A 24,367-nucleotide genomic window follows, 5' to 3' on the forward strand; every position below is an offset into this window, starting at 1 on the left:
AAAATCCGGTTCCCTCCCCTTCATAAGGGGAGGGTTAGGGAGGGGTAAAAAAATATTTGATACATCAATCATGACTTTTCAAACATCCTCTAAGGGCTAATTGTACAAAATTGTGGGTATTCGAGACGCGATAAATCGCCGTCTCTACAAGTGTTTTGATCTTTATCTGAACTGTATTGGATTTGGTGGGGGTTTCAAACCCGTTTATTCAGACGCGACGCTCGTTCGCCCTTGGCGTCTCCCCTTGGGAGAAGACTCGCTAACGCTATGCTATCGAATACTCGCTACCGCTACGCTATCCGCCACTCATACAAATATCATTCTGTTAGCGGATAGCTAAGGTTTAGCCCATTCTGACCGGAGGCGGAGCGTCTCCGGCTCCGCTCCTGATTCCTGAATTCTGTTTCGATCGACTAACTTTTGGCTGTCCGGCTGAAGATTCGATAGTATAACCATGTACTAGTTTCTTTTAAGGGAAATAGCAGATAGGTGAGAGGATTTATTGTCACAATAATATTTCGGAAGTCTCGCCGTGCCAAAAATAAGATAGCACGAGCAACTTGCTGTGCAGACATCACTCCATAAGGATTCAGTTGACTCTTAAATGGGCCAAGAATTAACTTGCGAATTACACAATTCCCGTCCAAACGCTTGAGGGTAATCATATCTCCTAGCGATCGCTTGCTGAGTTCATAAAGCGGACTCAGTGCTGGAGAAACCTCAGCCTCAGAAGTATTTACCCAGATTTCCTTAGTTGCTTTTGCTTGTGGGCCTGTTACAGTTGTCGAAAATATATCCATCAACCGCAATGCTGAAAAGGTATTCACCTCATAAGAGGAGTTGATAGCCTCTGGTGTACGGCTGGTGTAGACATTGACTCCGTGGTTGATAATTAAAATATCTACTTTCTCTAAACTATCCCTCAAATTAGCTTCATTACCCAACTGCCAGGGAATTACCTTCACCCCAGTTTGCTCTACTAATTTTTCTGGATTAGTGGTTAATGCGACAACTTTAGCATTATTCTTTACAAGTTCAGCCGTTAACGCTTGACCCAACGCTCCTGATGCTCCGGTTAAAGCGATGGTTTTACCCTTGATAGACAGTCCTGTACCAAGAATTTTATCCACCAAGGGAAAGACACCACTGTAGTAAGCGTTGACATCATCAAAATGATGTCGCCAATGGTAAGACCGATTCACCCACCAAATGGATGGTATTGTTTCTAAAGGGCCGGGTAGGTGGTTGTAATCTGTATCAATTTTTCCCTGAAAATATCGTACAGACGCGCCATATAAGAAGGTAGAAGCATAAACTACTCCTAGCCATAACCCCATTTGCTGGACAATTAAGGCAACGACTACCAATACCATCAACAGTAGACTCGACTCTAAAATGTCGTGATATAGCTGGGATTCTTGGTAAACTTTCAGGGAAACTATCGATAAATCGCGGCGATAGGCGCTATGGTGCTTGTTGTGCCATTTAGCAAGCCAATTGACTTGGTGACACAAAGCATGGTAGCTGTCTCTCAAGACTTCAGCGAGTAAAAGTGAAAAAATTCCCCAAATAGCAAACTGTAAGCTGGCATTTAGCCAAACCCAATTAATTTGTAATCTTGCTTCAATCCCCATCAAGTTTTCAGCTAGCATTTTTATCATGTTTGTCTATACTCGTTTTTCTTAATCATTCTTTATGATCTGACAAAGGTGCGTTAAGGTCGAGTCTAGAGCAAATAAAAATCAAAGGGAATGGGGAATAGGGAATGGGGAATGGGGAATGGGGAATGGGGAAAGGTTTTAAATACATCCTTTACACCTTATCCTTCAATCCTGCACAGTCATTGGTAGACGAATGGTGAAAGTAGAACCAATTCCCGGCTGACTTTTGACAATAATTTCACCACCCATCATCTGGCAAAAGTGACGGCTAATTGCTAATCCCAGTCCCGTACCTCCATACTTTTTCGTCGTCGAAGTATCTCCTTGTGTAAAAGGTTGAAATAACTGCTGCTGTTGACGATGAGACATACCTATACCTGTGTCGGTAACGGTAAAAGTAATGCTTCCCAAAGGAGCCTCCGGTCGGAATTCATCTTTTTCTCTCTTGACTGTCAGCGTCACCTTACCGTTTGTAGTGAATTTACTGGCGTTGCTGAGTAAGTTTAACAATACCTGCCGCATCCTAGTTTGATCAGCGTACATGGTGCCAAGTTGCTGATCAAAATCCACTTCTAAAACATTGGAATTTTTTTCTATCGCTGGTTTGACTGTGAGGACGACGTTATGAATCAGCGTCCCAATCTCAAATGTCTCAGGATAGAGGGTCATTTTCCCCGCTTCAATTTTTGACAAGTCGAGGATTTCGTTAATCAAGTGCAGTAAATGCTTACCAGCAGCGTTAATTGTTTCTAAGTCTGTGATAAAGTCTGCCGATAAACCAAGATCAGTCGCGTCGTCTTCTAGAAGTTGGCTCAAACCAATGACAGCATTTAATGGTGTGCGTAATTCGTGGCTGACATTGGCCAGAAATATGCTTTTTGCTTTGCTTGCAGCTTCGGCTAATTCTTTAGCTTGTTGTAGTTCTTTTGTTCGTTCAGATACCCGCTCAATCAGACGATTTAGAGATTTGGCGAGTAAGCCGATTTCATCTTCAGTGGTAACGGGCGCTCGCAAATCAAAATTATGTTTCCTTGCAACTTGTTCAGCTACTTGGGTGACAGTGATAACTGGTTCAGCGATCGCCCGACTGGTACGCCAAGCTACAATAGCTGCGATCGCTACCGAAACCAGCATACTCATGATCACGATGAATCGCTCAACGATTTTCGCCTGTTCAACGGCTTTTTGCCTTTCTTGCTCTTGATCTTCAGCAGTTTGCAGGATGTTAGTCAAGTTTTGCGAAAGCTGGTCTAGCCGTATGGCTGTTCCACCACGCATTATTGTTAATAACTGCGATCGGGCAGAGGAAATCTCTTCAGGCTGCACTTCCTGGGAGTCAATTTTCTGTAAGACAACCTCTATTTGGTCAACGTAAGCTTTTAGATTAGTCTGGTAATCCAGCAATAAGGTCTGTAAAGTCGAACTTGTTGCTGCTAGTCTTTTCGGTTTACTGTCAATAAATCCACCAATTTTTGACTCTAATTGCTTGGCTTTTTCAACATTCTTCAGAAAATCGGCTTTTTTACTTTGCAGTTGTTGTGAATTTTCTAATACAGCAACTAGGTTAGAGCTATGTAATTGCGCCCCGATGACTGCATCTTTATAATTACTCAGTAGTTGTCCTTGTTCATAGGCTTGATTGAATTGTCTGACTTCCCTTCCCCGGTAGTAGTTGGCAATCACCAACCCAGTCAGTGAGCCAAAAAAGCCAATTCCGATCGCTACAAAGTAACCATAGCCGATTTTTTGATGGATGCGCCAAGAACTAGCTTTGAGTTTCCCTCGTGAGGGAAATTCTATAGTTGGGAGTTCGTCTGTCGATGGTTCTTCGGCTGGCACTTTTTTGCTTTCTGAACTGCTGTCGATAGGGGTTGGCTTTTGAGTTGGCATTTCTCAAACCTCCTTGCCTTCCCACAAAAATCACCAAATTAGTCTAGCTTGTACAAACACTTCAATTTAGTTATTAACATCTACATTATCTTCTTTTATCGCAAGAGCAAATCATTGCTTATTAGATAATTAGCATAACCTTATATTATATGAGTGCTTTTTATAGCAATGCTCCTAAGTAAACTTACGAAGGCGTACAGAATTCACTTTTGTCAGCAGCAATGAATAGTTTTCTGCATTAACGACCCGCCAGAGAGCATCTTCTCTTTACCACAACACTTTCCTCAATATGCGGTTGATAGCAATTAGTTTTTGCCATCAGGTACGCCACTACTCTAACTTACTGCTTCCTTATAAAATTAATACAATCAGGAAAAAAACAAAAGGTTTGACATTTGTTGGGCATGGGTCATGGGGGATTATGAAAAAGGGTAAAGGGTAAAGGGGAAGGGGGAAGGGGTTTGTTTCTTTATCCTTTTCCCTTTAACTTTGTCCTATCATCTCCCTCATCCCCCAGTATTGAGTCACGTTTATCATAAAATAAGTTAAAAGTCTAGTCTGTATGAACACACAAAAATTTTTATTACGTATTAATATCAATACGAATGGGTTAATTGACGAACGCGGTCTAAGATAGCTTTAATATCAGATAAAATCCGCTTCTAGGCTTATATAAATGAGAGGTGGAATGATTTTTGCATGATTTGTACTTAGATTTAGTACGATTATGGGCAAATGACACGGAATGGGATAATCACAACCTGAGGATTCCAGTTGATTCTAAAAAATAGTATCAGAAGGTTGATTATAATACATCTTGCTGCCTTCTGAATTCTATCCTCCTACTGACTGTCTACCTTGTAGTTGATGCAGTAGATATTACGGGGCAATTATGGTTATAGGACACTAAAACCCTTTTGTGACCTTCACCCAATTGTAATGATGCACTTGTGCATTACCTAATCAACAGCCTTTTGGTTGTAATTATCCAGATTAGAAAAACTCAACTGTCAAATTTATGGGAGTGAAAATGCCAGAACAAGAATTTACGGAAACCGCATCTAAAGAGACTACAGTGGCAGAGATCAACAACCAAACGGGAACCATCACCAAAATCCAGCCTGCCGCACAGTCTCAAGACGAATGGCTAAAATACGGTGAGCAAATTTCTAGCTTTTTAGCAACATTGCCAGAATATCTGGGAAGCTTCTTTAATCAATATAAGCAACCCCTGGTAACAGTTGGTTTAATTTTGGGATCAATTGTTGGGGTTAAAGTACTCTTGGCAATATTAGATGCTTTGAATGATATACCCTTGGTAGCACCTACTTTTGAGTTGATTGGTATTGGTTACTCTGCCTGGTTTGTTTACCGCTATTTACTCAAAGCCTCAACCAGGAAAGAGTTAACTACTGAAATCACCACTCTTAAATCACAAGTTGTCGGTAAAGAAATTCCAGAAGCTTAACATCTGATTATCGCTTCTCTACGAACGCGAGAGCGTGTCGTAGACAGACACTACCCATAGCTTGCTTCTGTATAGGAGTATGCTTAATTTCAAATAACAGAAGTCTGACCGCCGAAAGTCGGCAGTCAGACTTCTCGTAAAATTCCCTACAAGTTCATTAATAATTCGTAATTACGTTATATAGCGGGGTGTTGAGCCAGTGCTGAGTAAAAACCCAGTTTTTCAAGACTTTGAGTAATCAACACTGTCCTAATCTGTTTGACTACGGCTATATATGGATTCTAAATCCCGATCAATAACGCTACAATCTTTATAAATCAGGGACTCTAGCTCTTGATTTGATTACGAATTAGGAATTATTGTTGAGACGAACTTCCGACAGACAATTTACCGTTTGGGTTCTGTTTTGGAGTCTGCAAAACTTCTGGAGATATTTTGGGCGATGCCTGCTGCGGGGGATTACTCCTACGCACAATATTTTGAGATGGAATTGCCTGCAACTTGCCCTGTTTTACTAAAGCTTGATGAATCATCGCTGCCACTTCAGCCCTAGTAGCTACTTTGTTGGGAGCAAGAAGTTGTGGATTTGGATAGTTAACTACCAGACCATTGGTTGTAGCAGCGGCTATTTTGCTAGTAGCATAGGCTGGAATGTCTTTAGCATCTTTATAGACACTTAAAATCTGATTTGGAGAAGTGGGTGCTTGCAGATTTAACCCACTGGTAAGGGCAACTAAAACTTGCACTCGCGAAATATTTTGTTGTGGCTTGAAGGATTGTTTCGGGTAGCCTTTGAGAAATCCGGCACTGATGGCTTGGTCAATTGCTGGAGTTGCCCAAAATTTCGCTGGTACATCTTGAAATGCGATCGCAGTCTTAGACTGTTTTTGCTCAAAAGCTTTTTGCAGTATGGCAGCAAATTCGGCGCGGTTTACAGGCTGATTTGGTCTAAAAGAATAATCAGGAAACCCCTTGAGAATACCACGGGAAGAAAGAACGTCTATAAAACGCCGACCCCAAAAGTCAGTCGGCACATCGTTAAATGCAATTGGCGGCGGAATGATTGATTTTTGTTTTGCCGGAGTTACTAAAGGCAATGCTGATGATACGATTGTCGATTCAACTTCTCTTGAAGAGGATACAGGTGCTTGTGGGGATTGAGTTGGGATTACCTGAGTAGATGGCAACACTGCGCCAGAAGGAGTTGCGCTATTAGTTGGGAATGAAGGTGTCGTGGGTTCAACAACAGGCTCAGTTGGAGAATAGGGTAGAACGTTTTTCGGCACTGCATTTGCTTCTACCTTGGGAGTAGGGGAAGGCAATACTTGATTTGGTTGAACACTAGAAGACGGAGTGGAGGAAGGCGACAGCAGCCCGTTTAAGTCTAAGCTAGAATCCCTGCGGGACAATGACCAAAAAAGAATTGCTCCGATAGTGGTGAACGCAACCAGAATGGCTATAAACTCATCAAAGCCAAGGGCAGTTCTTTGGGATGACTCTGGTTCGGAAGGAGGTTTATTTGTCATCGTGATTACCCTGGTAGCAGTAAAATTTGTGTCTAAACAAATTAAGCCACAGATGACTGTTTTACACCAGCCTTTTTTAATTCGTAATTCGTAATTCGTAATTTCTAGTAAAATATCAGGTTTCTGGTTCAACGCCGAGCGATCGCAATTGGGCAGCTAGGCGATCGGCTCTTTCACGTTCTTGTTCAGCTCTTTCACGTTCTTGTTCGGCTCTTTCGCGTTCTTGTTCAGCTCTTTCACGTTCTTGTTCTGCTCTTTCATCCCCACTCAACAGCAAATTACCTTGTAAATCCCACCAACGCAGCCAGGGTAATTCCACATTCTGATAAACTCCCTGCCATAAACCTAATTCAACACCCAAAGCAACTATGGGATAATGTCCTCGTTCATTTGCTGGTAATATCTGATACTGTCCTTCAATCAGATGATAAACTTCTATACTGGCCTTACTCGCTTCATAAATGCCGTAGAAGGGAGGACGAATTACTTGTTCATAAATCCAAAATTTACCCTTCCAAGGAGTTTTGTCTCGTTCTTCACTACCGTCCCCAGAGACAAATTCCAAGATAATCAACGGAGCAATAAACTCCCGCCACAATACATAAGAACGTCGCGTTTGCCCATTTAGTGTAGGCGGTACATTCGGTACATAAAACCAATCCGGTGCTTCTGCGCCTTTTTCCGGGGGATCAGTCAAGCGCCAGTAAATGCCTAAGTCCTGACCAATGCAATATTGGCCTTCAGGACTTAATTGCTTGAGGACAGGTGTAATCGAATCAGTTAGTAAGATGCTTTGAGGATGCTCTTGCCAGTTTTTGCCTTCGGCACGCTCCGCGAACACAAACGTGCCATCGGAATCAGGAAGCTGGGTATGGTCAGGGAAAGGGGTGAGGGCGTTGGGTGGATTGGTTACAGAGGTCATAACGCTACCTTTGCACGCTTTGTAAAGGTTGTTTTTAGTGTAGCTTGCATAGGCGTAGCCCGTCGTAGACATCGCTCTGTAAAGGCTTTGTTGCATGAAACAGAAAAAAGGCACACCAACTCTTAGCAGAGTTAGTAATTATTTTTCCACTTTGTAGCTATCTGGCTTGCCTAACTGAATCATGCGATTAAGTGCAGCACATTGCAGAAATAACTCAACAGCTTGATTGTCAAAAAAGCGTCGTCTTAGCTTACCCCCAAAAATAATTTTTAGTCGAAACATAGCTGTTTCAGACAAAGAACGTCGATGATATCTACTTTCTTGCTTCCATTGCTGGCGACCAATTTGATGTATCCGACGCAAATTTTCATCTCTTTGATGTGGAGGCAGTTCAGAGTTATGAGGCTGTTGAATCTGAGCGTTACTGCGAGGTGGAATCACTGCTTTGGCTTGGCGTTGAGTGATTGTGTCGTAACTTTTGTTTGTGTCATAACCGCCATCACCAGATACTTGTTCAATATTGGAGTCAATCTGCTCCAACAAGTCGGGTAGTACCTCGCAATCAGCTACATCATTAGTAGTCACCACCGCAGCCAAAATCTCTCCGCTTCCTTGATCAACTCCCAGATGCAACTTCCGCCACGTCCGTCGTTTACCTACCCCATGTGTGCGAACTTTCCATTCTCCTTCACCATACACTTTTACCCCAGTTGAATCCACTACAACATGGATTGCGTCATCCTTTGGGATTACGGGCAGTTCCACCGATAAATTGCTCAAACGACGGCATAGGGTGGAGTGATCTGGTACCTTCAACTCAATTCCCATCAAGATAAACAGTGATTCTAGAAATCCTTCCGTCTGCCGCCCTGCTAAGTTAAATACCGATTGTACAGTTCCCATCGTAGCGATCGCCACGTCACTGTAATAGTTGGAGGCTCCTTTCCGTCCTGTTTTCTTTTCGTTGCGCCACTGTTCGATTACTTCTTCACTCACCCAGAAAGTCAGGCTCCCTCGCTGCTTGAGCGCCGCATCATATTCCTGCCAGTTACGGACTCTGTAGTTAGTTTTGGCTTTCGTCTTCATAGTCCAACTAAGAAACTAGGAGGGGATTAGTAGAGGTAGGAAGGAATAAGTAAAATTTACCATTTTTCTCTATTCATGCAACAACGCCCTCTGTAAATATTCTCCGCCCAAATCAGAAATCGCACGGCAATTGCTTCCAGTCACCTGAGAAAGATTTTCGCCTTCAAGACCACTAGTCTTACTAAATACCCAAACCAAAACCGGATTTTGAGGGTGGCAGAATGTAAAATATTAACTTATTGTTTACCTGTCTTTGAAAAAATCAGGGTGTCTAGTGCCAGAAGAATTCAGTTACCAAATCTCACCGCCATTTTTGTCTGAGGGTAGCGATCGCGATCTTGGTTTGGATTCAACCCTCCAAGAGCTACCAATGTATAACTTCACGGTGGAAATCAACCACACCGGTATGGAAGTGGCTAGTTTTTTGGAAAAATATCCCCTGTTACCAGGAGTAATTTTGGTAGAACAGGGACAATTCATTGGAATGATTTCCCGACGGCGACTGCTGGAATTTTTGATTCGCCCATTCGGACAAGAGTTATTTGTTCAGCAACCATTAGCCGTTCTCTACAGCTATGCGCGAACGCCGATGTTGCTGGTTGCAGATACAACATCGATTTTAACTACGATGCAACTTAGCTTAAAGCGATCGCCAGAATTATTAGCAGAACCAATTGTAGTACAAACCGAATCTGGTGCTTATAGATTGTTAGATGTCCAAGAATTGAATATTATTTCTTGGCAAATTCGAGGAATCGACAATCTAGTGCGGTATGAACGTAGCCAAGCCCAATTGATTCAAAATGATAAAATGGCAAATCTGGGGCGTTTGGTTGACGGCGTAGCGCATGAAATTTTAGACCCAGTAGGCTTTATTTGGGGTAACATAACTTATGTTTCAACCTACAGCCAAGATTTACTCAAACTGATAGCAGCTTACGATCAAGAGTTACCATCAGTTTCTCAGGCAATTAATCAGATCAAAGAAGAAATTGAATTTGATTTTTTAGAACAAGATTTGTCGCGATCGCTTGCCAGTATCCGCACCGGAGCAGAAAGATTAAAGAAACTCGTCACCAGCCTACAAAACTTTTGTCATATCGATGAACTCTATCCTAAACCAGTAGATTTACATGCCTGTATAGATAGTATTATTCTGTTAATTAATAGCCGGATTCAAGGAGAAATTGAAATCGTCAAATACTACGGGCAATTACCGCCCGTGTATTGCTTTATGGGGCAGCTAAACCAGGTTTTGTTGAATATTTTAAGTGAAGTTGTTGATACTTTACTCAATGAAGCAGTACGACAGCAGTTGCATGTAGATGAGACAAAGACTGTTCAAAAACCCCGAATTGAGATTACCACAGAAGTTATTTCACAAGAAACAAGTGACCCAAATGCACCAGATTCTCGTTGGGTTTTAATTCGCATTGCTGACAATGGCTCTGGAATGTCTCAAGAATTACAACAGCAAATTACGGATTCTTTTTCTCTTGAAACAAAGAATGGTAAAAATACTAGTTTAGCAGTAAGTTATAGAATTATTACTGTGAGACATGGCGGTAAATTGAATTTTCATTCACAGACTGGTATGGGTACAAAATTTGAAATCCTATTGCCTTTAGTTTGATTAAACCTCAGCTAAGTATTTGGTCTTTGAAGACGCGATTTATCGCGTCTCTACATGAGGATTTTGAGCTTATCTGAACTGTATTGATCTATAATCTCACAGTCGTTTGCAGCAAGCTTTCGCCACGTTGGTAAATTTCCCGCGCGTGATCAGTCCAAGCACCTTGTCCCCAATAACGAAAACAACTGGTTTGCAGCAAAAGGTTATGTAGAAGAACGTTACGATATTGAGATTGTCTGGTGACTGGTTCTGCTGAGTCAGTTTGCAGCAATGGATCAAACTTCTGATGAAATAAACTGCTTAATTGATACATGGGAGACAACACATTTTCATATCCTTTTACCCAACTGATATGATTTGTCCACGAGGCTCCATCTAGATGAAAATTAGAGTTTGTTTGCTTCAATTCTTGAATAGCATTCTCTACAGCTTGCGGTTGAATATTCTCTGGTGAAACTCGCTCCCAAATTTGATGTTGTCCGACTGGCTGACAAGTTGGATAATCTTCAGGTTTACATCCCGCAGCTTCGATTAATTCTAAATATTCTGTACCACACACCCCAACAACACCTGATTTTCCTCCGCCGTTATTTACCATATCCCCCCAAGCTTGTTTAAAAGCGCTAGGAAATTCATTCATCATCACACCGCCATTTTCACCATCACCAATTTGGCTAACTATTGGTGGTATAAATACACCGCCAACTTGTTGTTTGGATAATGTTTTCGCTTCATAATAAGGCTGCATTTGAGCAACTAATTTAGTATCCGAACCTTGGGTTTTAATTAAAGCTGTGATGCTAATTGTTTCGCCTTGAGAATTACGGGCAATTAGACGATGTGGTAAATGTTTATAAGTGAGAGATTGGCCAGTAAGAGTTTCTACAGAATGTTCTTGAACAAGTAGCCAGCGATATCCACATTCTTTCAGCGCTTTTACAAATTCAAAGAGAGCGTCAGGGTGATTTGGTAGGTGCATTTCTGGAGGCGAAAATCCTTTAACTCGCGCTAGTGCTTCCCAACCAAAAATTGCGGCAAAGTGATGTTGCCATGCAACGATATGTAATTTTATATCTGCTATGGGTGTGGAAGGAATAACTGCATGACCCCACATTGTACCCAGCCATTCTACATAAGGTTGGTAGGTGCGATCGCAAGTAATCCGTTTAAGATTATCCAGAACATCACCACGTCCCATTTGCCGCAGTCCCCACAGCAGATTACCAGAGTAATCCAACATCACACGCGGATTGCAACCTTGACTCACAAGTTCGGGGATCAAGTCACCCATGCGACTGTAACAATAGGCAAAAGGATCTGCGTTGTGGTTATCCCCTTCATGGGGATGTTCAAACATATATTGCAGATTGCTGATCAGTGTACCGCCATTTCCAGCAGGTATAGTTGGCTGGTGCATGTGCAAAGCGATCGCAAATACAGCATTTACGTCTTCTAAGCGGATATTCGTTGTGGGTAAAAATACTGGTTGCTCTTGGTTAACTACAGAGAGAACCTCTGTTTCCCAACCAGAAATATTCGGTAAGCCATCAATGATTTCGGGCAAAGGAGTCAGAGTTGTAGGGAAGGAAAGCATTTCTGTTTGCTCCGAAACAAGGTATGTCTAATTATGCGATCGCACAGCAATTTCTGCTCTGTAACTTTATGTATTGATGCAAACTGCGATCACCTTGTAGTCCCGCAAAATCTGTGTAGTTCAACAGTTGGAATATCACACTTGTATAAAAAGCGTTAGAGAATATACAGCAATTCTATTTAATTTTGTTGCTAGAGATGTACATCTGTACGCCTCTATAGCCGATTCATTATGTTGCAAAGATTTTTGGAAATGGTATGATACAACTCAAAATTCAGAAATCCAGATAAAACCTGAATTTCTGGGCTTGGATCTGTTTCCTTCTTTTAAAGTAAGCTGTAAAATCCCCAAAAACTATAAACATTAAATATTATTATTTTTCAAGATAAAACTTTCTATTCTATGCTTTAGGCAAATTTAATTTTAGGAGGAGTCTCATGAAACTAAAACAATTTGGAATTACATTTTTGAGTGTTTGTATTGCTGCTTTTTCGGGAATGAAAGCAGCAGAGGCGGCATCATTTTCGGTAATTGCTGATGGTCTTAATAATCCACGAGGTCTAACTTTTGGTACTGATGGGAATCTCTACGTCACCGAAGCAGGAACAGGCGGCAGTGGAGCTTGTGTTCCTTCACCGAGCGTTGCCAACCAATCTTTATGTTATGGCACAACTGGTGCAGTTACCAAAATTGCAAATGGTACGCAAGAACGTATACTTACAGGACTTCCTTCTTTAGCATTACCAGATGGTACTGATACTTCTGGGCCTCAAGATATCAAATTTGATGCTACTGGCAAGCCTTATATTGCAATTGGATATGGTTCAAATCCCACATTTCGGGCGGCATTAGGTAACACCGACTTAGGAAAAATCATTACTGCTAATTTCAATACAAATTCGTGGACTAGTGTTGCTGATTTAGCTAATTATGAACTTGCAAACAATCCAGATCAAGGCGATCTAATTAGCAATCCCTTCTCTCTTCTTTTAGATGGGAATAACATTTTTGCAGTTGATGCCGGTGCTAATGAGTTACTCAGTGTAGGAACTGATGGAAGTAATTTAAAGGCGATCGCTACAATTCCCCGGCAGACATTAACTAATCCAATTTTTCCCTCTGGCGCATCATCATCGCCATTTGAAATCCAAGCTGTACCGACAAATATCGCTAAAGGCCCAGATGGCGCTTATTATATTAGCCAATTAACTGGTTTTCCTTTTCCAGAAGGTGAAGCAAAAATCTATCGAGTTGGTGCTGATGGTCAATCAACAGTTTATACCGATGGCTTTACCCAACTTACTGACTTAGATTTTGATGCTGAGGGTAATTTATATGCTTTGCAGTACGCTAATGAGTCACTCTGGAAAGGTAATCTAGATGGTGCTGTGATTAAAATAGCGAGTGATGGAACTCGCACAACTATTCTTAGTGGCAATGGATTAGAGTCTCCTACTGCTTTGACTATTGGTGCTGATGGTGCTATCTACGTGACAAACCGAGGCGATCGCCCTGGACTTGGACAAGTTCTCAAAATTGAGAATCCTAAGTCTGTTCCTGAATCTAGTTCTACTTTCAGCTTATTAGCATTTCTTGGCACTGTGAGCATTGCTTTGTTGCACAAGAATAAAGCTAAACGACTGAAGATTTCGGACAAGTTTGTTCAGGAATGCTGAGTGTTGAGTCAGCGATCGCCCTCGGCGTCTCCCCTTCTCTACGAGACGCTACGCGAAGGGATAAGTTTTTCCAGAGGTCGTTGTCTTCTTGGTGCTGGCGGAGCTGCTATTCGTAAAATTAGCTCTAGCAACCAAGGCGCGATGCGTTGACACAACACCGCTAAATGACTTTGCCATCCGACTAAAATTTCTGGTGAATCATTTTGCATTCCGGTAACAAGTGCTTTCGCCACTTGCTGGGGAGTCATGGGGATCACCCAGCGAAATAATTTTAAGTCGCGCACCATGTCTGTGTCTGTCAGGGAAGGCAATAATGCAATGACGCGAATATTGTGTTCAGCTAGTTCTTGGCGCAAGGCTTGGGTAAATCCTAAGATGGCAAACTTGGTTGCTGAGTATGTCGCCATCGTTGGTGCTGCAACTTTCCCCATCAGGCTCGATACATTGACAATTGTTCCTTGTCTTTGGCTGGCCATGCGTCGAGCAATCAAACTAGTGAGGTTGTACATTCCTAACAAGTTCACAGAGAGTTCTTCTTGAACTTGAGGCATTTTAGATTGTAAAAACGAGGTTTGGTATGCGACTCCCGCACAGTTAACCAGCAGGTGAATCTGCCCGAAATTGCGCCACAGTTGGGCAACAGCGATATTTACATCAATTGTCTGCGTCAAATCTAAGGCTACGATCGCAGTTTTTGTTCCCATCGCCTCAATTTCGTCGGCTACCTCAACTAACTTTTGGCGATCGCGTGCCACCAATATCAGCCGCTTGATGCCTTGTTGCGCTAGTTCGAGAGCGATCGCTCGTCCAATACCACGAGAAGCCCCTGTAATTAGGGCAACTTTACCTTGAATCTCCATTCGTTTTATCCTCCAAAATCTAAGTCCTACCAAACTCTTCGTTATTGCCGATATACACAATCAAGAGCTACTTGCTTGTCGGCACAAGGTAAGACAAATAATCAATCACAATTGAAATCAAACTGAAACTAAGCCTTTGGCAACGAGATATTTCTTGGTTAATCTGCAATTCCTCATAATTGTCTATACGAGGCAGAAATTTCTCGTTTTTAACCCGTCAAACCCTAACACAATTGGCTGAATGCATGTAGCTCATAGATTTTTATGTCTCCTAGATCCGAGCGCTCATCAGCATCGTTGTCATACACACGTTAGCAATTAAATCAAGGTATTGCAATATTCTTTAATAAGGATTTCTTAATACTTCTTAACGACAAGCATATATATATAAAAGATTTTATTAAATAAGTTTTTATGAATCCCTCAGTACAAATATCTTAATTCCCTGACAAAGAGCTACTTTTTTGGGAAATTGCTATGTCTAATTCACAGCTTAGAGACAAAAAAGACATATAGCATTTTGCCTTATGGTTGCAATAGTTAGTTCCAAATAAACTCACAGAATTACATCAGTAAATTTACTGTTTTATTGAAAATACAGGTTGATGATTTTTATTTTTTGAAAAGAGTAGGAGTAGGCTAAATGATTGTCTTGAATTATCAACCAAACTTTAAGACAAATGCTAATTTCTTTAGGTTTAGCTTTGAGTTTATCAAAGTAAGGCTTGAGACTTGCCTTGTCTATAGCAAACTTCAATCATCCATCAACAATAAGATCCCCAAATTATTAGAGGATTTGGGGATCTGAACTGTAAGTCAATATGATTCCTAATTGATGATTATGCCTAAAGCTACACTCCGTATATTTACGTAATTAGTAATTATCCCCGCAGTTCAATCGGCTTACTCTTTCCTCCTGCCTCCTGCCCCCTGCCCCCTGTCCCCTGTCTTTCAAGGGTAGGTATTTAATAAAGGCGTATTTTTGCAGGTAAAATACTATCTAGCTTTTATCAGCAGAATTACTACGGGTGCAGGAGGGTGAATGCAAGTAGGAAAAAGCGAGGAATTAAGAGAATGGACTAGAAAAGTAATTGAAAAAATGCCAAATCTCACAAAACCTCAAGCTGTTGTACTGGCAATGTGGACTTTTGGGATAGTAATGACCCAATCAAGTGGACTGACAACGGTTTCAGTATTTTTAGCAGAACTACTGGGTAAAAAGGAGAATACTATACGTCAGCAACTGCGGGAATGGTATCGAGACGCAGAAGATAAAACAAAAACTGGTCGAACTTCATTGGATGTGACATCTTGTTTTAGTCCACTACTATCTTGGATTCTAAGTCTTTGGCCTAAAGGTGAAAAACGTCTAGCATTGGCAGCAGATGCTTCAACTTTAAGCGATCGCTTTACTGTATTAGCAATTAGCATTGTTTACCGTGGCTGTGGAATTCCAATTGCCTGGAAAATAGTTGAAGCTACCATTCCTGGAAGTTGGAAACCTCACTGGGAAGAATTATTTCGCCATATAGACAAAACTGTACCACCAGATTGGTTTGTAATTGTCACCACAGATAGAGGGCTTTATGCTGAGTGGTTGTATCAACAAATCTTGAACTGTGGTTGGCATCCTTTTATGCGGATTAACCTTCAGGGGCAGTTTCAAATTAAAGGTACTGTTTCTTGGCTACCTCTAAATACTCTTGTTCGAGAAGTTGGTCAGTCATTTGAGTCATTGGTAACTTGTTTCAAAAGTAACCCGATTGAATGTACATTGTTAGCCCGTCATGACGAGGGCTATGCCGAACCTTGGTTAATTCTCACCGATTTACAACCCGAAGTTGCGGATGCTTGTTGGTATTCGATGCGCTCTTGGATTGAATGTCTATTTAAAGACGGTAAAAGAGGTGGTTTTGCTTGGCATCAAACTAAAATGACAGATACCAAACGAGCCGAGAGACATTGGTTAGCGATCGCAATCGCTACTTTATGGCAGGTTAGTGTTGGAGGTGCTATTGATGCCAATTTGCCTATTAGTAGTTTAGACGAATTACCACAAACCCACGTTGCACGACGCAATTTGAAAAATAGTGTCTTCCATCGTTGTCTCTCATGTTTCCGTCGTGGATTTTTAGTGATTAAGGCTGCCGTTCTTAATCGTCTTCCCCTACCTCAAGGTAGCTTTTTCCCTGAACCTTGGCCTTCCTTGACTCCACAACTCCATGTCTCTCAAATCACCCTCTCTACTGCCTGATTTTTAAATACCTACCCTTGAAAGCTGTCCCCTGTCCCCTGCCTCCTGTCCCCTGCCTTCTGCCTCCTGCCTCCTGCCTCCTGCCTCCTAAAAAGAAGTAGGTTGAGGATTTGATGCTTTGCTTGACTGGGGATTTGAGCCATTCCAAATTTGATTGAATTGATCTACTGGCAATGACTGTAAAAGACTGAGATTAAGCGGCTCTTTACTGATGAATGTGCCGTAGGAGGGCTGCAAATAAGAACGGTATTCAGGGCGGTTGAGGATATGGGTTTCTACAAAAGCTAGGCTAAGGGCGTTGAGATAGGAATAAACAGCATCACGATCGGGGCCCAGCAAAGCAGGTGGCACAGGTAAAACATTGTTTTCAGCAGTAGGTTCAGCGATCGCAGAAAAATGGGTAGCGTTTTCGATCAAAGCCAGGTACTTATTGGAGTCCGAAAGCCAGGTAAAGGGACGAATTTGCTCAAATACGGGTGGGGCAAAAATATCTTGACTACCTGCTACCAGCATTACCGGAATTTTAATTTGACTGACTCCCCACTGACCCAAAATTGAACTATCAATGGGATTAATCGCAATGATGGCCTTGATGCGATCGTCTTTGAGTTCATAATTTCCCGGAGGTAACTCAGTTGCTTGGCACTGCAAAATCAGCGACAAATTAAACGATGAATTATTGGGATTACAATCTTGGCGTAGTTGCTCAAAGTTAATCTTTGCCCCTGCTAGAGCCAAAACCGTATAACCGCCAAAGGAATGACCGATCGCCCCAATTTGCTGAAAATTGAGTTTTCCTTGGAGGGTAGGATCAGATTTGTCTAGACGTTCGAGTTCATTAAGTAGATATTTGATATCCAAAGGTCGGTTGAGAAATTCTGCTGCTTCTGGCGGCCCCGCCAAACCTGCAAAATATTGTTGAATGCGTTCGGCATTACTACCAGGGTGTTCCAGAACAGCAACGGCAAAACCATAAGATGCTAAATGTTCTGCCAGGTAGACAAAGGGAGAACGGTCTGAGGCGACACCATGAGAAATGACAATCAGGGGAAAGGGGGGTGATGGAGAGTTTTGAGTTTTGAGTTGTAAGTTTTGAGTTGTAGGTAAATAGATATCCACAGGTAGACGGCGATTGCGAGAAAAGTCATTTAGCTCCAAGGTTTTTTTCTGCGAGCGGAATTGTCCTGGCGATCGCAAATCTAGTTTTTTCGAGAAGTCAACAGTTGAATTTGCTGCTTGTGCGATCGCTTCTTTTTGAAGAGAGGCAACAACTTCATCCTTTCTTTTGAGCAATTGCGACAAGTCATCGACTATCCTTAACCCCTCTGTGAAATTCACCCGCATAGTATTGCTGGGAAATTTACGCAGCAAATTCACAACTGTTAAACCCTCTTGATCAGCAGCAGACAAAATCAAAGAGGCACGTATAGCATAGAAACCATTATTTCGAGACTCAGTGAGAAGTAACTCTCCTAAACGTTGCATCAGCTGTTCGCCTATAGGTGAGTAGGTAACTTGAGAGACTAGTGTAGGAGTTACATTGAACCTTTGCTGGAGTAGATCCCGCAGTTGAGCAACTTGTTCAGGAGTAGCACGACTAGCGTAAAAGGAAAGTTCGTCATCGATTTTGCCTTCTTTCGCAAAAGTTTCTAGCGAGTCCACAGATAAAGAGAATTCGCCAAAAGGAGGGTAAAAAAAGCTAATGCGTTCAGCTCCCAATCCGGGAGTAGCAGTCAAGCACGTAGATAGTAAACCTAAACCCACATATCTCAAAAATTTTTTCATTAGAAAAACCCACTGTCTAACCCTGCCAAACAATTTTGGGCAGAGAGGAAAGCGGGGCGGGATCTATAGCCGCTTTCCTGTTTACACAGGCTAAAAGCACAAGAAAGCAAGTACTTACATCCATAGTTTCGCATATACGCAATAATCAGCACTGAATTAAATTTCAGGATGGTAGGCTAGCACATCATGGGTAGCAAATTTTTCAGCCAAACAGCATCAGTAGCGCGATAATTATTAATATAGAGATCAAAATACGTTATATGTCCTTCGCCTCCTGCCCCTCTTGTGTTGTCGTCCTCAACCAACAACAAGAGCAAAACATCTCGCACCAGAACCAGTGCCAGGATGTGCCAGTTAACCACAGTAAGAGCATAGTTAAAAGTTGCACTGTAGTTGAAAATGGTCGCGTGGTCGTTAAACCCTTACAACCACAACTCAATCAGACTTCCGAATAACTTTCAGAAATTTCAACTATTTTCATCTAAAGGTAAAACATCGTGGAAGCGATTGTAATCAATGTAGCGATGTCCATCGGGTGTGTGGTAAAAGATATCGGCAAATTGATTGTTCCACAAAATCTCATTAGCACCATAACTATGACGGGCATGAACAACCTGTGCAACCGTTTCATCAATGCCACTCAAAGAGATAATCACTATAGTATTTGTCTGGGTTAACGATTCTGGTGTCATCCCATATAGAGGACTAAACTCATCAATGACATGCATCACTGACCAGCTTAATGTGAAGCTAGGCGTTTGGCTCCTCAGAAGTTTGAGATCGTAGAATCGACGCATGAATTGCCCTTCTAGGGTTACTTCGTCGCGCATCAAGTAGACTCGCATTTGCGCCTCCAGAATCATATTGCGACGCCGATTAGCCGTGCGAAATATGAGAGTTGGCATTGCATCATGAGATGTAATTACTGCTACACGACTAAAAAGCACACGGGCTGTAGGTCTAGAGAATCGAGCAAACGCGAGTCCTGTCATCACAGCAATTCCCACCAAACCGATCATTGCTTCAATGGTGACAATAATGTTGGCGTAAGTTGTTTTAGGATACATTGCCCCATAGCCGATGGATGCTAGGGTTTGGACGCTAAAGAAGAAGACATCTAAAAAAGAGCCAGGTCGGGCGTTGGCAATACAATCTCCTCCTATTAAGTAAGCTAGGGCAAATAGAGCATTAATAGTTATATAAAAAGTACAAATCAGGATCAGAAAGCCAGTCCAGGGAATCGTTAGCAGGAGATGATAGGGATCGCGCCAGTAGGAATGCCATACACCCATACCCATAATCTCAAATTTTCCATCTCGAACTTGAATCTGAATCGGTGGGATTAGATGCTGTTGTTTCTTCCGTGAAAGTCTCTTCAGTCGAAATTTCATTGCAAGTAGCCAAAAGAACGGCAACTGCTTAGTATTGTAAATTAAGTTGCTTTAGAGACATTCCACACTATCCACAAAAGAACGGAAATTTCAACTTTTTTTCCTCAAATCAGCAAAAAAATAGGGTGGACAATGCCCACCCTAGTAATTTATCTGCTAGAAACTTATTTTTCTGGTTTTAGTGATTGACCTTTAGAACAGCGGTCAAACCACTCCTGGTATTTTTTCTGGTGTGACTCATCTTCAACAGCAATGGTCACTCGCACTCGCTTACAGCCGTGATTTTGCTCTAGTGCGATCGCATTCAATAATAAACTAGCAATTTTAGGTGAGCTAAATTCGCTGCTTACCGTTAAACCGCTGTCAAGACCTGTAAATTCAAGTCTTTCTACATCGGTCAAGTCAACGCCAGCAATTTCTCCCTCCCCTAAATCAATTTCTGCGAGTTGTTTGTGTTCTGGGCTAACTTGTTCCACAATCAGCTTTTCACGCCGGACAGGAACTTGTATCATCCGGGTTTCAACTACTTTGCGAACAATTACCTCACCAACTTTACGCTTACTGCTTTCAATAACTAGTCGTTCTTCTAATAGACGAATAATATGTTCTTCAGTAGCCTGCTCTAAATTTACGGGATCAATTAGGCTATTTGTAGTTTGATTATTCGCTAGTTGCTCAGTTGAGTTGCGATCGCCTGGTTTTTCTGTTTCTAAATATTCAGGCATATACTCTATTTCTGATTTGTTTAAGTCTATGAAAACAGATTTATTCGGCTTGTCAATTTGTTTTATTCTCTGGCTCTGCAAGCGAAATAAAGAAGTATGCTTATCGGCTAACTGCTGACCATATTCTACAGTTTTTTGATTAATCTGCCTAGATATAACTAAGTTTAGGCGACGATTATCATCCACAATTAAATCATGAACTCTTCCTACTAACTGACCTTGCTTATCAAAGACAGCAAAATTGTTCACCTTCTTTCTTAACTCTGCCAGTGAGGTGCTAGTAGTGCCAGGGTTACCATTTGACTGTCTAATGTTTTTTGCCATCAGTTGGCTATTCATATACAAAATTTATGAACTGCTTTCTATTTAGCTAGATTAAATTAGTCACATTGATACCAGAAAAGGTTTGCGATAGATATATTTATTCAAGCTACATCAAGAGTAAAATTCGCAATCCCAAATCTAAAGTGGCATCAATCATTGCAAGCACAGGTAAGGCTAATTCATTCAACAGCCTTACCTGCACTGTGTCGAATTAATTATTAGTCATTAGCTAGTAACTAATGACTATATTTAGTTAGCGTTCTTGAATCGGAAGATTACCAGAATTTACATCTAACTCTTCACGACGCACAGTTTCTTGAGTTTCAACTGTGTCTTGATCTACCACTTTTCTCACTCTAACTTCTTCACGCAAAAATGCTTCTTTGCGAACATCAGGAGTTTCTTCGTGGATTTCTATGCGAGCAACTTCGCCTTCACGGAAATCTGCTTCGCGTGCAGAGACAGATGCACCCGCATCTGTTGGAGTTACACGTTCAATCACAACTCGTTCTCTTTCTATGGGCACTGCAACGCGTGCAGTATCAGTCTCAACATGCTTGCCAATTGTTACTTCTCCAGTCTTTTGGCGTCGTTTACTGGCAATCAGCCGTTCTTCATACAATCTCAGAGTTTGATGATCTTGTTCATTTAGCCCGTATAAAGAAGGTTCACGTTCGTAATTGTAGTTATCACGGGCGTAAGTGGGTGTTGTATCTAATGGTGCTGAAGCTTCTACAGAAGGGGTGTTATCTGTGGGTTGGCGATATACACCACGCACCCGTTCTTCATAGTCGTAATCAAGGGTTTGACGTTCATTAAACTCAGGTAAATCTTCTGCTTGCTCTCTAGTCAAGCCAATTGTGTACACGCGCTCAACGTTATAGTCGATACGAGCACGACCGAGTGGTAGCAATACTTTCTTACCAAAAATCCAGAAGCCTAAGTCAACAACTAGATAGCGAAAATGGCCTTCCTCGTCAACTAAAACGTCGCTGACAGTGCCAATTTTTTCATCAGTTCCTTGTGTATATACTCCAAGCCCATTAATATCGTGACCTTCAAAGGTTTCCCGGTAGTTAGGCTCAAAATCTTCTAATTTGTAAAGAACCATTATATTTAGCCTCAAAAATTTTCTCTTCATCTCTTAATAACTAAACTAGACATTTTTGGATTTGTATACCTCCTTCTGGCGAATGAATTTTTTCCAAGGCTAAATAATCAAAAGTTATAGGAAGTGTTTATCAACATAGCTAAATAAAGATATACAAATTGCGAGTTCTTCATTTTTTTTGTAAATATCTAGACTTGATAAATGGATTTACCAAGATATTAAAATACTCGCAAAAATTTTTACATCTTGACGCTGTTTATCAAGATGTAAATTCTTAAAAAGTTAAAAAGAATTATTTAGATGGAGGATTCACGGAATAACCGAAACAAAGCAATTCCCCATCTAAAATGTAAAATGGTATAACTTTAGCTGGATGATTATTTTAGATAAATCTCCCAAACAAACTTATTAATTAGCTAATTAAATAGCTTCATGTGTAGTCATCCCATTTTCTTGCACATTTAAATTACCCGCAGTATCAACATCTAACTCTTCTCGACGAACGGTGTCTTGTGCTTCCACAGTGTCCCGTTCTACTACTTTCTTGACCCGGACTTCTTCACGCACAAAGGCTTCTTTATGTATCTCAGGCGTTTCTTCATACACTTCTATGCGTGCTACTTCCCCTTCTTGAAACTTAATTTCATTGGGATCTAAAACCTTTCCTGCTTCTGTTGGCATGACTCGCTCAATCAGAACTCGTTCTTTTTCAATAGGTATTGTAACGCGTGCAGTTTCTATTTCAATGTGCTTGCCAACGGTTACTTCTCCAGTTTTTATGCGGTGTTTGTTGGCAATTAATCGTTCTTCATAGAGTCTAAAAGTTTGATCAGATTGCTCATTCAAACCGTATAAATCTGGATCTTTCTGATAATTGTATGTATTGCGATCGTAGGTCACACCGCTGTTTGAAGAACGAAATACACTACGGACATTTTCTTCGTAATCCTTATCAAGGATCGTATCTTCTTTATGATCGGGTAAATTTTCTACTTGCTGTCTGCTTAACCCATCAACATAGACGCGTCTTTCTGGATAATTGATCCGGCAAAGACCAATTGGGAGCAATATCTTTTTGCTAATAAAATCTAAGCTGACATCAATAATTAAATACCGAAAACGACCATCGTCATCAACTAAAACATCAGCCACGGAACCAATTCTTTCTCCTCCCTGAGTATAAAGATCCAGCGCTTTAATGTCGTCTCCGCCAAAACTATCGAGATACTTTTGGTCAAAATGTTCAAGTTTATGAAGAGGCATATACTTTTACCTAAGTAGTTTATAAGGTTTATTTAATAGTGTAAAAAATATTGTGATAAGTCTCCTCCTGCTGGCGACTGAGTTCAGTTGAGATATTTGATGATTTATAATTCATACTTGATGAGAAAATACTCAAATTGAACACTGTTGAGAATCAATAGAGATATAACTAAAGTTATAAAAATAAGACATTATACTGGTATAAAATATTTTTTCAACGGAAATTAAGAGCCAATACTGAAACAATGGGAGTAGACACTAGAGCACCATGTAGATTATGAGTGAACTTCCAAATAGTCTTGAAGATGCGATCGCCCAATCTCGTATAGCCGTTCAAGCTGCCCTTGCAGATGGCTGTACTCGCATACAAGTTGAGTTCCTGTTCCCAGAACTCAAGTTTATGCCGGTGGCGGAACAATTTCTGCCACTGTTTACAGAATATGATTCCCGTTTGAAGATTTTCTTTGCTGACGCTGGGGCTGCGGCTCTCGCCCGCCGCAATTGGGCTGATGCACCATTTCAAATTTTGGATATCGGTACGGGAAGGGCTGCTTCCTTGCAGACAAAAATTCAGCCAGAGGATGAAATTTTCTTATTCATCGCCCCCACATCTGTAGAAGTACCGCAGTTGGAAAAGTTATGTGAAGTAATAGGCGATCGCCCTTTAGTTTTTTTAAATCCCCGTTTAGAAGATTCCGGGGTTGTGGGCATTGGTTATGCAGCAAGAAAAACTCGTGAACGTTTCACCAATACCATTGAATCCTGTTATTACCTGCGCCCCATAGATGATCAAAGTGCCCTACGTCGTTGCTACCCAGGACAATGGGAAGTTTGGCTGGAAACAGGTGGCGAATATCAAAGAATTGCTGAATTACCCACAAAACCATCGGGTGATGATTTGGATCTCATCCTTTTAAAAGGACAACAACAAACAACAACAGATGCGACACCTGCGAGAAAGCCCAGTGTGTTTAAGAGTTTACAACGGTTCTTAAAGGCGTTGAGTAGTTAGGATAATGCAGAGGTAGCAGGCGGAAACTAACTTTCTCATCTGCTGCCTCATCTTGAGTTTTCTATACATAAACTTGATGCAGAAAACCCTGTGTATTGTGCAACATTGCCAAGGCGTGGGACAAGAACCTAATGTGCCTCTTACATCAGAGGGTGATCTCCAAGCGATCGCTCTAACTGATTTGTG

General features: G+C 41.4%; 18 protein-coding genes. 6 read left to right on the top strand and 12 right to left on the bottom strand.

Annotated elements, in window-relative coordinates; genetic code table 11:
* Nucleotides 1-413 precede the first annotated feature (413 nt).
* On the bottom strand, nucleotides 414-1,661 hold the full coding sequence (locus tag RRG12_RS18160) for a bifunctional sterol desaturase/short chain dehydrogenase (RefSeq protein ID WP_420760245.1): 1,248 nt from the start codon (nucleotides 1,659-1,661) through the stop codon (nucleotides 414-416).
* Between the two features lie 165 nt (nucleotides 1,662-1,826).
* Nucleotides 1,827-3,551 carry a sensor histidine kinase gene (locus RRG12_RS18165; RefSeq protein WP_069073882.1) on the bottom strand — a complete coding sequence of 575 codons (1,725 nt, stop codon included), beginning with the start codon at nucleotides 3,549-3,551 and terminating at the stop codon, nucleotides 1,827-1,829.
* Nucleotides 3,552-4,569: 1,018 nt separating this feature from the next.
* Between RRG12_RS18165 and RRG12_RS18170 the strand changes: the two genes are divergently transcribed.
* A complete protein-coding gene (locus RRG12_RS18170) occupies nucleotides 4,570-5,019 on the top strand; it encodes a CAAD domain-containing protein (protein ID WP_069073881.1) in 450 nt (149 codons plus the stop codon).
* Between the two features lie 356 nt (nucleotides 5,020-5,375).
* Here the strand turns inward: RRG12_RS18170 and RRG12_RS18175 are convergent, their stop codons facing one another.
* The 3 genes from RRG12_RS18175 to RRG12_RS18185 form a co-directional block, all read right to left on the bottom strand.
* Nucleotides 5,376-6,545 carry an S-layer homology domain-containing protein gene (locus tag RRG12_RS18175; protein ID WP_420760246.1) on the bottom strand — a complete coding sequence of 390 codons (1,170 nt, stop codon included), beginning with the start codon at nucleotides 6,543-6,545 and terminating at the stop codon, nucleotides 5,376-5,378.
* A gap of 115 nt (nucleotides 6,546-6,660) precedes the next feature.
* Nucleotides 6,661-7,467: a Uma2 family endonuclease gene (locus RRG12_RS18180; RefSeq protein ID WP_420760247.1), complete on the bottom strand. Its 807-nt coding sequence runs from the start codon at nucleotides 7,465-7,467 to the stop codon at nucleotides 6,661-6,663.
* A 138-nt stretch (nucleotides 7,468-7,605) separates the two neighbouring features.
* Entirely contained in the window at nucleotides 7,606-8,553 is a 948-nt protein-coding gene (locus RRG12_RS18185) for an IS5 family transposase (protein WP_420758163.1), read from the bottom strand.
* Nucleotides 8,554-8,827: 274 nt separating this feature from the next.
* On the opposite strand from RRG12_RS18185, the gene RRG12_RS18190 reads away from it, so the two are divergent.
* Entirely contained in the window at nucleotides 8,828-10,186 is a 1,359-nt protein-coding gene (locus tag RRG12_RS18190) for a sensor histidine kinase (protein ID WP_420760248.1), read from the top strand.
* 88 nt (nucleotides 10,187-10,274) lie between these two features.
* Here the strand turns inward: RRG12_RS18190 and RRG12_RS18195 are convergent, their stop codons facing one another.
* Nucleotides 10,275-11,780 carry a glycosyl hydrolase family 57 gene (locus RRG12_RS18195; RefSeq protein WP_420760249.1) on the bottom strand — a complete coding sequence of 502 codons (1,506 nt, stop codon included), beginning with the start codon at nucleotides 11,778-11,780 and terminating at the stop codon, nucleotides 10,275-10,277.
* A 437-nt stretch (nucleotides 11,781-12,217) separates the two neighbouring features.
* Here RRG12_RS18195 and RRG12_RS18200 point away from each other — a divergent pair, with 437 nt between their 5' ends.
* Nucleotides 12,218-13,456 carry a ScyD/ScyE family protein gene (locus RRG12_RS18200; protein WP_420760250.1) on the top strand — a complete coding sequence of 413 codons (1,239 nt, stop codon included), beginning with the start codon at nucleotides 12,218-12,220 and terminating at the stop codon, nucleotides 13,454-13,456.
* Between the two features lie 38 nt (nucleotides 13,457-13,494).
* Here RRG12_RS18200 and RRG12_RS18205 read toward each other — a convergent pair whose 3' ends face one another.
* Nucleotides 13,495-14,316, bottom strand: coding sequence for an SDR family NAD(P)-dependent oxidoreductase (locus RRG12_RS18205; protein WP_069073874.1), 822 nt, complete (start codon nucleotides 14,314-14,316; stop codon nucleotides 13,495-13,497).
* A gap of 1,042 nt (nucleotides 14,317-15,358) precedes the next feature.
* On the opposite strand from RRG12_RS18205, the gene RRG12_RS18210 reads away from it, so the two are divergent.
* Entirely contained in the window at nucleotides 15,359-16,570 is a 1,212-nt protein-coding gene (locus tag RRG12_RS18210) for an endonuclease (protein WP_420758009.1), read from the top strand.
* An 87-nt stretch (nucleotides 16,571-16,657) separates the two neighbouring features.
* Here the strand turns inward: RRG12_RS18210 and RRG12_RS18215 are convergent, their stop codons facing one another.
* Nucleotides 16,658-18,355 carry an alpha/beta hydrolase gene (locus RRG12_RS18215; protein WP_420760251.1) on the bottom strand — a complete coding sequence of 566 codons (1,698 nt, stop codon included), beginning with the start codon at nucleotides 18,353-18,355 and terminating at the stop codon, nucleotides 16,658-16,660.
* A 260-nt stretch (nucleotides 18,356-18,615) separates the two neighbouring features.
* Between RRG12_RS18215 and RRG12_RS18220 the strand changes: the two genes are divergently transcribed.
* Complete coding sequence (locus tag RRG12_RS18220) at nucleotides 18,616-18,810, top strand: hypothetical protein (protein WP_084227351.1); 195 nt, start codon at nucleotides 18,616-18,618, stop codon at nucleotides 18,808-18,810.
* Nucleotides 18,811-18,822: 12 nt separating this feature from the next.
* Here RRG12_RS18220 and RRG12_RS18225 read toward each other — a convergent pair whose 3' ends face one another.
* The 4 genes from RRG12_RS18225 to RRG12_RS18240 all read right to left on the bottom strand — a co-directional run bounded on the left by RRG12_RS18225 (nucleotide 18,823) and on the right by RRG12_RS18240 (nucleotide 23,169).
* On the bottom strand, nucleotides 18,823-19,746 hold the full coding sequence (locus RRG12_RS18225; RefSeq protein ID WP_069073872.1) for an ion channel: 924 nt from the start codon (nucleotides 19,744-19,746) through the stop codon (nucleotides 18,823-18,825).
* A 164-nt stretch (nucleotides 19,747-19,910) separates the two neighbouring features.
* Nucleotides 19,911-20,810, bottom strand: coding sequence for a YsnF/AvaK domain-containing protein (locus RRG12_RS18230; RefSeq protein WP_420760252.1), 900 nt, complete (start codon nucleotides 20,808-20,810; stop codon nucleotides 19,911-19,913).
* Between the two features lie 238 nt (nucleotides 20,811-21,048).
* The gene (locus RRG12_RS18235; RefSeq protein ID WP_069073871.1) at nucleotides 21,049-21,906 is read right to left on the bottom strand and encodes a DUF2382 domain-containing protein; all 858 of its coding nucleotides are present in this window, start codon (nucleotides 21,904-21,906) and stop codon (nucleotides 21,049-21,051) included.
* A 420-nt stretch (nucleotides 21,907-22,326) separates the two neighbouring features.
* Nucleotides 22,327-23,169, bottom strand: coding sequence for a DUF2382 domain-containing protein (locus tag RRG12_RS18240; RefSeq protein WP_420760253.1), 843 nt, complete (start codon nucleotides 23,167-23,169; stop codon nucleotides 22,327-22,329).
* A 277-nt stretch (nucleotides 23,170-23,446) separates the two neighbouring features.
* Here RRG12_RS18240 and RRG12_RS18245 point away from each other — a divergent pair, with 277 nt between their 5' ends.
* Complete coding sequence (locus tag RRG12_RS18245) at nucleotides 23,447-24,181, top strand: DUF1995 family protein (protein WP_069073869.1); 735 nt, start codon at nucleotides 23,447-23,449, stop codon at nucleotides 24,179-24,181.
* The last annotated feature ends 186 nt before the right edge of the window (nucleotides 24,182-24,367 follow it).

The sequence above is a fragment of the Nostoc sp. CALU 546 genome (genome assembly GCF_048836525.1).